Origin of the sequence: Saccharothrix sabaoui (assembly GCF_051756985.1) — a bacterium.
GTDB lineage: Bacteria > Actinomycetota > Actinomycetes > Mycobacteriales > Pseudonocardiaceae > Actinosynnema.
Genome location: NZ_JBPKJK010000105.1, coordinates 1 through 14,263 on the forward strand (window position 1 = coordinate 1; position 14,263 = coordinate 14,263).

13 protein-coding genes are annotated in these 14,263 nt (G+C 74.7%); 8 read left to right on the top strand and 5 right to left on the bottom strand.

Annotated elements, in window-relative coordinates:
* The first annotated feature begins 357 nt into the window (after positions 1 to 357).
* Entirely contained in the window at positions 358 to 735 is a 378-nt protein-coding gene (locus tag ACR807_RS27520; RefSeq protein WP_438924327.1) for an MmcQ/YjbR family DNA-binding protein, read from the top strand.
* Positions 736 to 849: 114 nt separating this feature from the next.
* Here ACR807_RS27520 and ACR807_RS27525 read toward each other — a convergent pair whose 3' ends face one another.
* The 3 genes from ACR807_RS27525 to ACR807_RS27535 form a co-directional block, all read right to left on the bottom strand.
* A complete protein-coding gene (locus ACR807_RS27525; RefSeq protein ID WP_438924328.1) occupies positions 850 to 1,908 on the bottom strand; it encodes an amidohydrolase family protein in 1,059 nt (352 codons plus the stop codon).
* A 52-nt stretch (positions 1,909 to 1,960) separates the two neighbouring features.
* Positions 1,961 to 2,581, bottom strand: a complete 621-nt coding sequence (locus ACR807_RS27530) for a hypothetical protein (RefSeq protein ID WP_438924329.1) — start codon at positions 2,579 to 2,581, stop codon at positions 1,961 to 1,963.
* Positions 2,582 to 2,651: 70 nt separating this feature from the next.
* Positions 2,652 to 2,840: a hypothetical protein gene (locus tag ACR807_RS27535; protein ID WP_438924330.1), complete on the bottom strand. Its 189-nt coding sequence runs from the start codon at positions 2,838 to 2,840 to the stop codon at positions 2,652 to 2,654.
* Between the two features lie 186 nt (positions 2,841 to 3,026).
* Between ACR807_RS27535 and ACR807_RS27540 the strand changes: the two genes are divergently transcribed.
* Genes ACR807_RS27540 through ACR807_RS27550 form a run of 3 tightly spaced genes read left to right on the top strand, consistent with a single transcriptional unit; the run spans position 3,027 to position 5,370 of the window.
* Positions 3,027 to 3,710: a response regulator gene (locus tag ACR807_RS27540; protein WP_438924331.1), complete on the top strand. Its 684-nt coding sequence runs from the start codon at positions 3,027 to 3,029 to the stop codon at positions 3,708 to 3,710.
* Positions 3,707 to 5,074, top strand: a complete 1,368-nt coding sequence (locus ACR807_RS27545; RefSeq protein ID WP_438924332.1) for a sensor histidine kinase — start codon at positions 3,707 to 3,709, stop codon at positions 5,072 to 5,074. The genes ACR807_RS27540 and ACR807_RS27545 overlap by 4 nt, the downstream gene beginning before the upstream one ends.
* The gene (locus ACR807_RS27550; protein WP_438924333.1) at positions 5,071 to 5,370 is read left to right on the top strand and encodes a hypothetical protein; all 300 of its coding nucleotides are present in this window, start codon (positions 5,071 to 5,073) and stop codon (positions 5,368 to 5,370) included. The genes ACR807_RS27545 and ACR807_RS27550 overlap by 4 nt, the downstream gene beginning before the upstream one ends.
* On the opposite strand, the gene ACR807_RS27555 is transcribed toward ACR807_RS27550, so the two are convergent.
* Complete coding sequence (locus tag ACR807_RS27555; RefSeq protein ID WP_438924334.1) at positions 5,354 to 7,795, bottom strand: helix-turn-helix transcriptional regulator; 2,442 nt, start codon at positions 7,793 to 7,795, stop codon at positions 5,354 to 5,356. The two genes, ACR807_RS27550 and ACR807_RS27555, sit on opposite strands and share 17 nt — an antisense overlap.
* Before the next feature lie 300 nt (positions 7,796 to 8,095).
* On the opposite strand from ACR807_RS27555, the gene ACR807_RS27560 reads away from it, so the two are divergent.
* Positions 8,096 to 8,923, top strand: a complete 828-nt coding sequence (locus tag ACR807_RS27560; RefSeq protein WP_438924355.1) for a poly(ethylene terephthalate) hydrolase family protein — start codon at positions 8,096 to 8,098, stop codon at positions 8,921 to 8,923.
* A gap of 55 nt (positions 8,924 to 8,978) precedes the next feature.
* Here the strand turns inward: ACR807_RS27560 and ACR807_RS27565 are convergent, their stop codons facing one another.
* Positions 8,979 to 11,042, bottom strand: coding sequence for a dynamin family protein (locus ACR807_RS27565; RefSeq protein ID WP_438924335.1), 2,064 nt, complete (start codon positions 11,040 to 11,042; stop codon positions 8,979 to 8,981).
* Between the two features lie 399 nt (positions 11,043 to 11,441).
* On the opposite strand from ACR807_RS27565, the gene ACR807_RS27570 reads away from it, so the two are divergent.
* The 3 genes from ACR807_RS27570 (at position 11,442) to ACR807_RS27580 (ending at position 14,240) form a co-directional block, all read left to right on the top strand.
* Positions 11,442 to 12,896: a DUF1996 domain-containing protein gene (locus ACR807_RS27570; protein ID WP_438924336.1), complete on the top strand. Its 1,455-nt coding sequence runs from the start codon at positions 11,442 to 11,444 to the stop codon at positions 12,894 to 12,896.
* A gap of 112 nt (positions 12,897 to 13,008) precedes the next feature.
* Positions 13,009 to 13,905 carry an aminoglycoside phosphotransferase family protein gene (locus tag ACR807_RS27575; RefSeq protein ID WP_438924337.1) on the top strand — a complete coding sequence of 299 codons (897 nt, stop codon included), beginning with the start codon at positions 13,009 to 13,011 and terminating at the stop codon, positions 13,903 to 13,905.
* Between the two features lie 173 nt (positions 13,906 to 14,078).
* Positions 14,079 to 14,240 (top strand): hypothetical protein, encoded by a 162-nt coding sequence (locus ACR807_RS27580; RefSeq protein WP_438924338.1) that lies wholly within the window; start codon positions 14,079 to 14,081, stop codon positions 14,238 to 14,240.
* The last annotated feature ends 23 nt before the right edge of the window (positions 14,241 to 14,263 follow it).

Below are 14,263 nucleotides of genomic sequence, written 5' to 3' on the forward strand. Positions count from 1 at the left end.
GCCGGTCGCCCAGTCGGCGGCCGGCGCGGCCGGGACCGCGGCCTGGACCGGCGCCGGGGCCTGGATCGGGGTTCGGCCCTGCTGCCGTTCGACGCGCTGAGGCATCCTGATCAGCTTCGTCCGCTCCGCACCGTTGTGCTCTGCGCTGCTCATGCCCGGGCCGACCCCTTCGCGACGTTCATCGGTGTATGCCTCCCACACGTACGGTGACCCGGAACGGTTCACACGACTGTCCGGATACGCCGATCGTGCTCTGGATACATCCGAACGGCGGTACTTCCGCGAGTGGGAGGCGATCAACCTAGCCCGCCGTGCACCGCCCTATACTCCTGGGCCTGGAACTGACCGGGGGCTGCGGTGTCTGTGCGTGATGGGGAGTTCTTCGAGGTCGTGGACGCGCTCGTCGACGTGGAGCGGTCGGTCGGCGACCAGTACACGTCGTTCTCCGTGCGCGGCAAGCGGTTCGGCTACTACTGGCCGCGCACGCGGACCGTCGGTCTCAAGCAGACGCTGTCCGAGCAGCGGGCGCTGGTGGCCGAGCGGCCCGACGTGTTCGAGGAGCAGTTCACCTCGGGCGGGTTCGGCTGGGTCGTGGTGCGCCTGGACGGCGTCGAGCTGGACGAACTGTCCGAACTGGTCTTCGAGGCGTGGCGGCTGTCCGCACCGGACGACCTGGTGGCCGAGGTGCCCGACTGGGCCGAGCGCCCGCCCAACACCCTCCTCCCCGCCCCCTGAGCCCACCACCCAGCCCCGAGAGTCCAACGCTCAAGACCCGCGAGTCCAACGCTCAAGACCGGTGAGTCCAACGCTCAGGACGGGTGAGTCCAACGTTCAGGACCCCTGAGTTCTTCACTCGCGGGTAGGTAAGCCGGGGTGGACGAGGCGGCCCCGGAGGACCACGGCGGTGGGGTGGGCCAGGGCGCGGAGGTCGGTGCGCGGGTCCTGCGCGTAGACGGCGGCGTCGGCGGGCGCGCCCGGTTCCAGGCCCGGCAGGCCCAGGTAGGCGCGGGCCGACCAGGACGCGGCGGCGAGGGCCGCGTGGGGGCGCACGCCCGCGGCGGCCAGGGCCAGCACCTCGTCGGCGACGCGGCCGTGCGTCGCCGAGTCGGTCCCCGCCAGCACGAGCACGCCCGCCTCGGCGGCCGCGGCGACGAGCGGGGCGTGCGCGGTCGCACCGTCGACGAACCAGCGCTTGCGCGGGCCCTCCGGCTTGTCGACGACGGTGGTCAGGATGTCGTTGAAGGCCGACAGGGTCGGGGTGAGCGCCGTGCCCCGCGCCGCCATGTCGTGCAGCAGGTCGGGGTCCAGGCACAGGCCGTGCTCCACGGAGTCCACGCCCGCGGCCACCGCCGCCGCACCGCCCGCCGCGTGCTGGGTGTGCACGGCGAGCCGCCCGCCCACCGCGTGCACCGCCGCCACCACCGCCGCCATCACGTCGGCGGGCACCGGGTCGTCGTCGACGCCCCAGTCCGCCACGACCTTCGCCCACCCGGTGCGCGCGGCCTGCGCGGCGGCGACCGCGGGCAGGTCCGCGTGGTCGACGCGCCGGCCCCACCCGTCGAAGAACTGCCCGTGCTGCACCAGCCACGGACCGGCGTGCCAGGCCCGCGGCACGTCCGGGTCCACGCCGAACCACGGCGGCGGCTCGCCCGCGAGACCGGGTGAGCGGATCGCCGTCACCCCGGCCCGCACGTGCTGCCGCAGGTGCTCGCGCAGCAGGTCGTCGTCGAGCGGTTCGCCGGGCGCCTCCGCGCCGGGGTGGGTGTGCGCGTCGACCAGCCCCGGCACCAGCCACCCCTCGGCCACCGGCGCCACGCCCGGCACCGGGTCGGTCGTCCACCGGTCGCCGTCGGCGTAGAGGTCCACGTGCTCGCCGTGCGGGAGCGCCCACCCGCGAATCCTGATCACCACCCACCAGCTCTACCGGTCCCGCGCCACCCACCGCAAGCCGATCGGCCGGCTACGGCAGGCGCAGGGCCGCCCCGTCTGCCGACGCCAGGGTGGCCAGCAGCCACCGCGCCGCCGCCGGGTCCTCCACGGACAGCACGAGCGAGCGCGTCGGGGACTCCTCCCCCACGACCCGCACGTCCACGGACCGCCCCGCGCACACCTCGCGCAGGTGGCGGGCGAGCTGCTCCACGGCCTGGTCGACGGCGGCGGCGCGGCGGGCCGCCACGGCGCGCGCGGCCTCGGCCCGCTCCCGCTCGGCGGCCAGCTCGGCGAGGCACCGAACCACCACCTCCGGCGTCGCCCACGCGTCGTGGTCGTCACGGCGCAGCACACGGGCCTCGCCACACTCGCGCAGCCGCCGCAGGGCGGCCACGACGGGTGGCGTCTGGAGGCGCAGGCGGCGGGCGATGACCGTGGCGGCGAGCGGTTCGGCGGTCCCGGTGCGCAGCAGCCACCCCACCTGCCCCTCCACCGACCACAGCGGTTCGGCGGTCAGCGCCTCCAGCTCGCGCGCGGTCAGGTGCGCCTTGCACGCGGGCGCGTGGGCGTCCAGCGGCGCGGAGTAGCGCACCAGGGCCTGACAGGGCGCGCCCGTCGTCGTCCGACGACCGCACCTGGGGCGACCGTTCACCTCGAACCTCCCGTCGTCCGGCGGACCGGCACCACGGGTTCGGCGCGGGGGTGGCCGGCGGTTCCGGTGATCACCCGGTGCAGTGACGGCAGTGGTGCGGCCCGATGGCCCGGTCCCGGCCGCGCCAGCCCGCCCGGAGGGCCTGCACCCACAGCGCGTCCCAGGTCGTGGCCGGCTCCTCGTCGCGGTGGGCTCGACCGCAGTCGTCGCAGATCAGGAGCAGTTCGCGGGGGTCCTGCGGGGCGGGGATCGCGGTCACGGCGGGTCGGGTCGGCTTTCTCGGTGGGCGGTGCGGGCGCGGGTCGGCGGCACCGGTGCGGCCCCGGGGCCCACCGATTGTCGACGCCGGCCGTCCCCGGTCCGGCTGAAAAGGGCGTCCCGGAACCTTGCGATCACCTTGCGATCGCTGCGCGCGGGGGTCCGGTGGTGGAGGATCGGCGGCGTCATGGACTTCTCCGTTCTGCTGGTCGAGGACGACGAGCACATCAGGCAGGCGCTGGGGCTCGCCCTCGGCGACGAGGGCTTCGAGGTGCGCGAGGCGGTGTCCGGCGAGGACGCGCTCGCGCTGCTCGCCGAGGACGAACCGGACGTGGTGCTGCTCGACCTGGTGCTGCCCGGCGTGGACGGCCTGGAGGTGTGCCGCACGCTGCGGGCGCGCGGCGACCTGCCGATCATCGTGGTGACGGCGCGCGCGGACGCCGCCGACGTGATCGCGGGCCTGGAGGCGGGCGCCGACGACTACGTGACCAAACCGCTGGTGGCGAGCGTGCTGGCCGCGCGCATCCGCGCCCTGCTGCGGCGGCGCGGGCCGGGGCGGCAGGACGAGGTGCTGCGGGTGGGCGACCTGGAGGTGCGCCCGGACGTGGGCTCGGTGCACCGGGCGGGCGTCGAGGTGCACCTGACGCGCACCGAGTTCCGGCTGCTGGTGGAGCTGGCCACGGCCGCGGGCCGGATCGTGACCCGCGAGCAGCTGCTCCAGCGGGTGTGGGGCTACGACTACTTCGGCGACACGCGGCTGCTCGACGTGCACGTCCGGCGGCTGCGGCGCAAGGTCGAGCACAACCCCGACGAACCGGCGCTGGTGGTGACCGTGCGCGGGGCGGGGTACCGCTTGGACGTGGAGGCGTGAGCCGGGCGCACCGGTTCTCGCTGCGCTGGCGGGTCGCGGTGGTGCTGGGCGTCGGGTCGCTGCTGATGACGAGCGTGCTGGCGCTGGTGGTGTGGAACCTGGCCTCGGGGTACATGCTGCGGCAGCGCGAGCAGAGCGCGGTGCGGCAGGCCGAGGTGGACGTGCGGCTGGTCGACGAGTCGCTGCGGGCCGGGTCGGCCGGGCTGGACGAGCTGCTCAAGGGCCTCACCGCCGGGCCGGACACGACGATCCTGCTGTTCCGCCCGGGGCAGGTGCTCACCGGTGGCAGGCAGGTCGACCCGGCGGAGCTGCCGCGCGAACTGCTGGACCTGGGCCGCGCGGGCGTGCCCGCCGGGCAGCGGCTGGTCGTCGGGGACATGCCGGTGTACGCGGTGACGCTGCCGATCGCGCACGCGGAGGGCGTGTACGTGGAGGTGGCGCCGATGGTGCAGCTCGACCGCACGTTCCGCTTCCTCAGCGCGGTGCTCGTGGCGGCGACGGTGGCCAGCGGCCTGCTGGGCGTGGGGCTCGGGTCGTGGGCGGGTCGGCGGGCGCTGCGGCCGCTGACCCAGCTGACGGACGCCGCGTCGCGGATCGCGGGCGGCGACCTCAAGGCGCGGCTGCCGGAGCAGGCGGACCCGGACCTGATGCCGCTGGCGGTGACGTTCAACTCGACCGCGGACGCGCTGGAGCGGCGGGTGCTGCGGGACGCGCGGTTCGCGGGCGACGTCAGCCACGAGCTGCGCTCGCCGTTGACGACGATGGTGAACGCGTCGGAGGTGCTGCGCCGCAGGCGCGCGGAGATCCCGGGCACGGCGGGCCGCGCGGTGGACCTGCTGACGTCCGAGGTGGACCGGTTCGCGCGGATGGTGGTGGACCTGCTGGAGATCTCGCGGGCCGACCAGGAGGACGACCCGACGCTGGAGGCGATCGACCTGGCGACGCTGGTGGTGAACGTGCTGGCGGCCCGGCCGGGCGGGCCGGTGCCGCTGGAGGTGACCTCGCCCGGGCCGCACGTGCTGGGCGACCGCCGCCGGCTGGACCGGGTGGTGAGCAACCTGGTGGACAACGCGGAGCGGCACGCGGGCGGCGCGGTGCGGGTGGCCGTGCTGCGGCGCGGCGGGCGGGCGGTGCTGGAGGTGGACGACGCGGGGCCGGGCGTGGCGCCGGACGCGCGGACGCGGATCTTCGAGCGGTTCGACCGGGGCACGCGGGCGGGGTCGCGCGGGGCGGACACCGGCAGCGGCCTCGGGTTGGCGCTGGTGGCGCAGCACGTGCAGCGGCACGGCGGCACCGTGCACGTGGTCGAGCGGCCCGGCGGCGGAGCGCGGTTCGTGGTGGAGATCCCGGAGGCGGAGCGGTGAGGCCGGTGGCGCTGTGCGCGGTGCTCGCCGCCGTGCTGGCGGGGTGCGGGGTGACCGCGCAGGACGAGCCGCAGCCGCTGGTCACCTCGACCGCGAACCCGGTGCCCACGCCCACCGTGACCCAGTTGCCCGAGCCGACGACCACGACCCCCGCGCGCGGGACCACGACCGGCGGGACCACCACCGGCGGGACCACGACCGGCGGGACCACCACCGGCGGGACCTCCGGCACCGGGACCACCACGACGACCACCCCGGTTCAGCCGCCCCCGGCCGGCGTCAGTCGAGGAACTTGACCAGCTCCACCCGCGACCGGATGTCCAGGCGGGTGAAGATGTTGCGCAGGTGGTGCTCCACGGTGCGCCTGCTGAGGAACAGGCGTTCGGCGACCTCGCGGTTGGTGGCGCCCTCCGCCACGAGGTGCGCTATCTGGCGCTGCTGCGGGGTCAGGTCGGCGCTCCGCGCGCCGCCGGGCCCGTCGGCCGGCTCGCCGGTGGCGCGCAGCTCGGCCCGCGCCCGGTCGGCCCAGTGGTCCGCCTCGTAGCGCTCGAAGTGCTGAACGGCGTCGTGCAGCAGTTCGCGCGCCTGGCGGGGTTTGCGGTTGCGGCGCAGGCGGTTGGCGTAGAACAGCTCCGTCTTGGCCAGCTCCAGCGGGGTGCCGCCGAGCTGGTGCAGCCGGATGGCCTCGGTGAAGTGCTCGTCGGCGCCGGGGCCGTCGGAGATCAGCGCGCGGCAGCGGTGGGACATCGCCACGCGGGCCGCGGTCCCCGTGCTGCGGGCCCACTTCTCGTAGCGGTGCAGGGCGCGGTCGGCCGTGTCGGGGTGTCCACTGCGGACGGCGGCCTCCACGATGTCCGGCGCGGCCAGGGCGCGGATGCCCGCGTGCACGCCCCGCACGGACGCCGTCCGCAGCCGGCGCAGCGCGTCCGCCGGGCGGTCGCGGGTCAGGTCGACGCACGTGGACGCCCACGCGCCGACGGTGCCGGACCGGCCGAGGCCGCGCTGCCGGACCTGGTCGGCGGCGGCGTCGATGCGGTGCAGGGCGGTGTCGGCGTCACCGCGCAGGGCGGCGAGCAGGGCCAGCACCATCAGGTGGTCGGCGACCGCGTTGTGCTGCCCGGCGGCGGTCGCGGCGTGCACGCCCTCGAACGCGGCGGTCAGCGCCAGCTCGTGCTGGTCCACCATGAGCGCGGCCAGCGCGCGGTAGGTCAGCGCCCACGGCACGAGGGTCGTCAGGCCGCTCTCGCGGGCCGCCGTGACGCCCCGGTCGGCGAGGGCGTGGGCGCGGGCCGCGTCGCCGAGCACGTAGGCCGCGTGCCCGCCCCAGATCTTCGACTTGGCGTCGGTCAGGCGCTCGGCCAGCTCCACGACCGAGCGCAGCGCGGGCAGCGCCTCGTCGTGCCGCCCGGCGTAGCTGGCGGCGGTGCCGACCAGGTGGTCGAGCGTGAGCCTGGACTCCGCCGGCTCGTCGGCGGTGCGCCACGCGGCGGCCAGGTCGGCGATCTCGGCGTGCAGCGCGTGGTCGCCCGCGATGGCCGCGGCCTCGCCCGCGAACCCCAGGGCGGTGACGGCGAGGCCCCGGTTCGCGCCGACGAGCTCCCCGGCGGCGAGCAGCAGCCGTCGGGCGGCCACGTCGGGCAGCCCGTTGCCGACCTCGATCCCGCCGCGCACCAGGTCGGCCAGCGCCCGCGGCTCGGCGTGGTCGGACAGCGGCAGCGCCTCCCGCAGGATCGCCCGGGAGCGGTGCGGCAGGCCGCGCCGCCAGTGGTCGGCGGCGGCGGACAGCAGGCGGCGCGCGCGGACGTCCGGCGCGGTGGTCAGGGTGGCGGCGCGCTGGTGGTCGCGGGCGGCGGCGGCGAAGTCGCCCCGGCAGCGCGCCCGCGCCGCGGCCTCGGCCAGCACGTCGGCCTGCTCGTCCCGGGGGCCGGGCACGAGCACCGCCCGGTGCCACGTCCGGCGCGGCCCGTCGGGCAGCGACTCGGCGAGCGTCGCGTGCGCCGCGTAGCGCTCGGCCAGCGGCAGTTCGGCGACCAGCGTCGACCGCACGAGCGGTCGCGGGTCCATCAGCCCCGCGGCCTCCTGCACCGCCGCGACGGGCAGGTCGGGCAGCCGCACGAGGGTCTCCACGTCCAGCTCGTCGTCGACCAGCGCCAGGCCCAGCGCGCGCCGCGCGTCCGGGGACAGGGCGTCGAGGCGGGCGCGCAGCCGGGCGCGGGAGGTGCTGCCCGGCGGCAGCACGTCCGGTGGCGGCTCGGCGCCCCCGAGCTGGGCGCTGGTCAGCGACCGGGCCAGCTCGACCAGCGCCAGCGGGTTGCCGCCCGACGCGCGGGCCACGTCGTCGGCCAGCTCGCCGGGCAGGCCGGGCAGCAGGTCGCGCAGCACGCGGACGCTCGTGGCGTGGTCCAGCGGGTCGACCTCGACGCCGGGCAGGCCGGGCAGCGGCCGGTCGGCGGCGACGAGCACCGCGACCGGCTCGTCCTCCAGCTCGGGCAGCACCTCCAGCAGCCAGCCCAGGTCGAGGCGGTGCGCGTCGTCCACGCAGAGCAGCGTGCGCCGCGAGTCGGGGGTGAAGTCGGTGGCCGCCCGCCGCGCCGCGCGCAGCAGCGACGTCCGGCCCGACCCCGCCTCGCCGTGCAGCACGAGCACGCCGCCGCGGCCCGCCCGGGCGTGGTCGAGCACCGCGTCCACGGCGACGCGCTGCCGGTCCCGTCCGCGCAGCATCCTCCCTTTCTGCCAGATGCCGCGCGGCGGCGGTAGGGGCCGACCGAACGGTGTGCGCGCGGTGGATGCACCGATAGCCGGCACGCCGGTGTTGCGGTCCCGGGGTCCGGGGACTGGCAGGTGTGCCGATGCGTGCGCCCGCCCGGGTGCCCGAGGGTCGTAAGCGCCCCGCCCCGCCGCCGCAAGACCCGTGCAAGACCCCCCCTGTGCAAGACCCCCTGCGCAAGCCCCCTGCATCCCTGCACGAGCGAGGTGTTCCACACAGTGCGACTCCGCAGCGTGATCTACGCGATCCCGGCGATGGCCCTGGTGCTGACCGGTCTCCAGGCCCCCGCCCAAGCCGCCGCCAACCCCTACGAGCGGGGCCCGGCGCCCACCACGGCGAGCATCGAGGCGTCACGGGGCCCGTTCGCCACGGCGACCACCACCGTCGCCCGGTCCTCCGCGACCGGGTTCGGCGGCGGCACGATCTACTACCCGACGAGCACCGCCGAGGGCACGTTCGGCGCGGTGGCCATCTCCCCCGGCTTCACCGCGTCCCAGTCGAGCGTGTCGTGGCTCGGCCCGCGCCTGGCGTCCCAGGGCTTCGTGGTGATCACCATCGACACCCTCTCCACGCTCGACCAGCCGGACAGCCGCGGCACCCAGCTGCTGGCGGCGCTGGACTACCTGACCCGGACCAGCTCGGTCCGCACGAGGGTCGACGCCACCCGGCTGTCGGTCATGGGGCACTCGATGGGCGGCGGTGGTTCCCTGGCCGCGAGCCGCACCCGGCCGACGTTGCAGGCGGCGATCCCGCTGGCCCCGTGGCACGGCACGAAGTCCTGGTCCGCGGTCCGCGTGCCGACCATGGTCATCGGCGCGGAGAGCGACACCGTGGCACCGGTGTCGTCGCACTCCGAGCCGTTCTACACCAGCCTCACGAGCGCCCCGGACAAGGCGTACCTGGAGCTGAACGGCGCGAGCCACTCGGCCCCGACGTCGTCGAACACGACCGTGGCGAAGTACAGCGTCTCGTGGCTCAAGCGGTTCGTCGACGACGACACCCGCTACGAGCAGTTCCTGTGCCCGGCCCCGGGCCGCAGCACCCTGATCGAGGAGTACCGCGACACCTGCCCCCACTCCTGACCGGGGCGCGAGACCGGCGGAGCGGCCTCCGGGCAGGAGCCGCTCCGCCGCCCGGTCACCTGCCGAGGCCGCTCAGGCGGTCCAGCGTCGTCATGATCGCGCTCCCGCGCGCGACGTGCGGTTCGAGGACCTCGACCACGTCCTTGCGGTGCAGGTTCTCCGGGTCGTCGATGGACCGCTCGATGCGCACGATCTCGTTCGCCAACTCGTTGCTGCGCTCGCGCAGGATGGCCTCGGCGCGGTCGATGACCGCGGTCCCGGTGATGTCCACGACCGCCAGGAACGAGTCCTCGTACCGGGTGGCCGAGCCGTCCAGCTCGGCGATCCACTCGTTGTGCAGCAGGTCCATCGAGCTGGACCGGTAGCGGCGGTGGCGCAGTGCCGCGTACAGCAGGCCGGCGCCGACCGCGACCCCGGCGGGGATCAGCAGCAGCGGCCCGGTGACGATGCCGAGGGCCGCCGCCACGCCCGCGCCGACCGGCGTGACCGTGCCGACGACGGCCGCGGCCCTGCCGACGACGTCCTGGGCGCCGGCCCGGTACCGCGGCGAGGACGGGATGTCGAGGCGGTTGAGGTCGATCTTCTCCTGGGTCAGGTCGAACTGCCCCGAGGCGTAGCTGTCCCGCAGCCCGGTCCTCACCGCGAGCCGCGTCCGGTCGATGAAGGCCGACATCTCGCGGTTCCACGCGTCCACCGGTCCGCCGGGGCGCACGACCCAGTCCTGGATCGCCTGGGTCTTGAGCACCTCGACCCGGTTGGCCTCCTTGGTGTTCATCAGGTCGGTCGAGCGGATGACGTGGTCCAGCGCCTCGTGCAGGCTGGGGGCCAGGCCCGCGAAGGCGGGCTTCACCGCGCGGGCGCGGGAGGCGAGCTGCTTGCCCAGCTGCTCCCGGATCGAGTCGATCGCCAGGTCGAGCGCCTGGAGCCGGGGCACCAGCTCGTCCTTGCGCGCCTGGAGCTTCGCCAGGGGCGTGCGGGCCGTCTGGAGCCGGTCGCCCACCGCGCGGAAGTGCGGTGCGACCACGCCCAGGGCCTCGCCCGCGACCTGCGCGAGGTGCGTGGCGCCGGTGGTGCCCTCGACCACCTCGCCGATCAGCCGGCGCAGTTCGTTCATCCGGCTCGCGGCGATCAGCCGGTTCCCCCTGGCGTGTTCGCCGTTGCGGATCTGCCACTCCCCCCGCGCCTGGAGGGCGGGCGACACCCCGATGAACCCGCGACCGATGAACCGCTCGTCGGGTTCCCCGGTCGAGCGCCGGAAGTTCTCCCGGAGGTATTCGTCGTCGTGCTTCGCGGTGTGCTCCCACTTCGGGCGGTCGCCGCGGCCGAGGTCCCCGGCGCGGTCGATACCGGTGAGCACCCAGATCACCTTCTTGCCGGAATAGGTGTGCTGGTCGTAGAGCGATTTGATCAAACCGAGCTCGGCGTTCGACAGGGTGGTGGTCGCCTGGCTCACGTAGAGGAAGCAGTCGGCCTCCACGATGGCCGCGCGCAGGATCTCGTCGTGCACCGGGTTCGGCGAGAACGCGCCGGGCAGGTCGTAGAGCTTCGCGGGCAGCGGCACGTCGTGCACCAGGATCTCCACCTCCGCGACGGTCCGGTGCTGGTGCTGCCGCTTGCGGCCCTCCACGATCAGTTCCGGGTCCTCGGTGCAGTACGCCGCGACGACGGCGGGGATGGGTTCGCTGCCGATCTCCTCCCACGCGTCGGAATCGGTGAACCGGACGCGCAGGACGCCCCGTTCGGCCAGGCTCGGGCGGTCGACCGGGATGACCGTCGCCGGGCACGCGGAGGTCGGCTCCGAGGCCGACGGCAGCAGGCCCGTGTACTTGTCGGCGGTGTCGCCGAGGTCGTTGACGACCGGCGTGTAGTCCAGCCGCTGCTGGAGCCCGCTGAGCAGGAAGCTCTTGCCCGACGAGAAGTGCCCCACCAGCGCCAGGTTGATCAGGCTGGACGCGGCGCGGGTGCGCAGCGTCGCGACGAGCTCGACGTCGGCCGCGAGGTCGTCGGCGGCGCCGGGGTCGGGGGCGGGGTCGTCGAGGGACGCCGTGTCCGCGAGCCACACCGACAGCCGGTCGAGCACTTCGCGCAGCTCCGCCTGGCAGCGGACGAGGTCGTTCATGCCCGCTGTATACCGCCGACCGGGAAGCGGGTACAGGAGTTGCCCGGGAAATATCCGGAAAGGGGTACCGCGTCACCCCGGAGAACCGGGAAACGCTACTCGGAGAACCCGGGAACGGCCCCGGGCCCGCATATCTGCGGTATTCAGCCCCGCATTGTCGCAACATCTTTTCGAACGCCCCCGGAAGCGCTCGGCGGCGGGCGGGCGTGCGCCCGGGTACGGGACGCCCACGCCGTTCGCAACCCCTATCTCGCGGACATCTCGTTCGCCAGGCCGCGAAGATAACGGAAGCATAACGACGTGAACTCGGTTGAGCGGCGGCACCACCACTGTCCGTATGCCACCGTGGGACGGCCTGCCGATGGCGTCCCCACCGCCGGACGACTGAGGTGAGATCACATGACGATGACCGGTGGGAGACACCGCATCTCCCGCAGGACGAAGATCGCCACGCTGGGCGCGGCCCTCGTGGTCTCCGCCGGAGCCGTGGTCGTGATCACGGCCACGGGTGGTGACGACGCGGCGTCCGCCGACGCGGTGGACAAGTCCAAGTTCGTCGACATCACCACGGTGCAGCCCAACGTGAAGGCGGTGAACAAGCAGCGCGGCGCGTCCCGGGGCACGTTCACGGTGAACTGCGGCCGCAACGAGAACGGGCACTTCAACAGCGACAACTTCATCGCGCAGCCCGGGGTCGCGCACGGCGCGCAGCACCTGCACGACTACGTCGGCAACCTGTCGACCAACGCCGAGTCGACCAACCAGAGCCTGGTCGCGGCGGGCACCACGTGCCGCAACGGCGACAAGTCCACGTACTTCTGGCCGGTGGTCCGCATCGACAAGGGCGAGGCCGAGGTCGAGAACCCGGTCGACCCGCAGGCCCAGGCCCAGCAGGAGCAGCAGAAGGCCGCGGACGAGCAGATCAAGGAAGAGCCGCGCGTGCAGTGCCCCGACGTGGCCAGCAAGATCGACGAGGAGGTGCCCGAGGAGGCGCAGCCCAGGATCGACGAGGCGCTCGCCGAGGTCGAGCAGGTCACCGAGGAGGCCGAGAAGCGGCTGCCCGGCTCGACCGCCGTCGACCAGGAGGTGCTGGGGCCGCTGACCGAGCAGCGCAAGCAGGCGCTGGACGAGCTCACGCAGGCGGTCGCCCGACCCGGCGCGCAGCCGGTGGACTTCGGCGCGCTCGCGCCGTGCGCCATCAAGCAGCCGGACCAGCCCTCCCCCATCGGCGACGGCTCGGAGAACAGCGAGAAGGAGGACCCGGCGGACGCCCAGGCGGGTGCCCACGTCGACCACGCCAACGAGCTGCCCGGCAACCTGGGCGAGATCCAGCGCCCGGAGAAGGTCGAGCTGACCTTCCGCGGCAGCCCGGTCGGCAAGGTCCGCGCGATGCCGAAGTTCCTCCGCGTCCTCTACGGCGACGCCAAGGTGTCGACCAACGGCCCGAAGAACGCCCGCGCCTCGTGGACGTGCACCGGCTTCGAGGACAAGGTGCAGCTCCAGACCTACGTGGTCTGCCCGGAGGGCTCGAAGGTCAAGCGCCTGCACGACTTCGCCGGCTGCTGGGACGGCAAGAACACGGACAGCGCCAACCACCGCGACCACGTCGCCTACGCCGACCCGGCGACCGGCAGGTGCCCGCGCGGGTTCAAGGCGATCCCGCAGCTGCGGATCTCGCTGACCTACGACATCCCGAGGGACGTGCAGGTCAACGGCCAGTACGCGGTCGACTCGTTCCCGCAGGAGGCCCACAACCCGTTCAGCGACCACGACGACTTCGCGAACGTCATGAGCCAGCGGATCATGAACCGCCTGGTCTGGTGCCTGAACCGGGGCAAGAACTGCCGCGAGTGAGGGGACGGCACGACCACCGCCGCCGGGGGCGCGCCCGCGAAAATCGGGTGCGCCCCCGGCGGCGGCACGTCGATGCTGTGTCGATGACACGCGCGCGATCGGGGCACACGGGGTGAAGTACGCGGGGTACGCGGGTGCGGTCGAGGTCGACGAGCACCTGGCGCGGCGGTTGGTGGACGGCCAGTTCCCGGCGTGGGCCGGCCTGCCGGTGCGGCCGGTCGAGCTGAACGGGTGGGACAACCGCACGTTCCGGCTCGGCGACGAGCTGACCGTGCGCCTGCCCAGCGGCGACTGGTACGCCCTCCAGGTGGCCAAGGAGCAGCGGTGGCTGCCGGTGCTCGCGCCGCACCTCCCGCTGCCCGTGCCGACACCGGTGGCGCAGGGCGTGCCGGGGCACGGCTACCCCTACCCGTGGTCGGTCTACCGGTGGTTGGACGGGCGGCCTGCGGCGGTGGCCGGCACCGGCGACGCGACGGCGTTCGCGACCGACCTGGCGCGGTTCCTGGCGGCGCTGCGGCGGGTCGACGCGACCGACGGCCCCGCCCCGGGCGAGCACAACTTCTACCGGGGCGGCCCGGTCGCGGTGTACGAGGACGAGGTGGACGCGGCGGTCGAGGCGCTGGGCGCGGAGGTGCCCCGCGACGAGGTGCTCGCGACCTGGGAGGAGGCCGTCGCGTCGGTCTGGCGGGACCGGCCGACCTGGTTCCACGGCGATGTCGCGCCCGGCAACCTGCTGGTCCGCGACGGCGCGCTGGCCGCCGTCATCGACTTCGGCACGTCCGGTGTCGGCGACCCGGCCTGCGACGTGGTGATCGCCTGGACGACGCTGTCCGGCGACGCGCGGGACGCGTTCCGCCGCACGCTCGGCCTGGACCCGGGCACGTGGGCGCGCGGGCGCGGCTGGGCGCTGTGGAAGGCGTTGATCTCGCTGGTGGGCGCCCTGGAGCGGGACGAGACCGGCGAGGACCACCGGCGGGTCGTGCGCCGCGTGCTCGCCGACCGCGCGTGACGCGCCGGTGCGTTCCGGCACGGTCGCCGCGCCTTCCGGGCCCCGACGGGGTAGACTGGTCACATCGAGGTCGCGCCTTCGCGCACCCGAACATCCTGTCGCGTCCCGCACTCCACGCCCCGAGCACAGGCTCGGCCCGGAGCTCGCGCCCGGCGCGGAGAAAGTCGGCAACCATGACCGCAGAAGCGGCGAACGAGCTGTTCAGCCACCCCGAGTCGCACACGACCCAGCACCGCAGCGGGCCCCGCGACGACGCGCAGCGCGCGTACACCGATCTCTTCCGCGAGCCGGACGACGCCCCGCACGGCACACCGAGGGCCGGCCACAGCGCGTGACCCAGCCGACGAGGACGCGGCCA

What these genes read in the sequence shown, in the direction of transcription:
- ACR807_RS27555 (WP_438924334.1), bottom strand. Translation starts at nt 7,795, where the DNA reads ATGCTGCGCGGACGGGACCGGCAGCGCGTCGCCGTGGACGCGGTGCTC.
- ACR807_RS27540 (WP_438924331.1), top strand. Translation starts at nt 3,027, where the DNA reads ATGGACTTCTCCGTTCTGCTGGTCGAGGACGACGAGCACATCAGGCAG.
- ACR807_RS27560 (WP_438924355.1), top strand. Translation starts at nt 8,096, where the DNA reads ATGGCCCTGGTGCTGACCGGTCTCCAGGCCCCCGCCCAAGCCGCCGCC.
- ACR807_RS27570 (WP_438924336.1), top strand. Translation starts at nt 11,442, where the DNA reads ATGACGATGACCGGTGGGAGACACCGCATCTCCCGCAGGACGAAGATC.
- ACR807_RS27565 (WP_438924335.1), bottom strand. Translation starts at nt 11,042, where the DNA reads ATGAACGACCTCGTCCGCTGCCAGGCGGAGCTGCGCGAAGTGCTCGAC.
- ACR807_RS27580 (WP_438924338.1), top strand. Translation starts at nt 14,079, where the DNA reads ATGACCGCAGAAGCGGCGAACGAGCTGTTCAGCCACCCCGAGTCGCAC.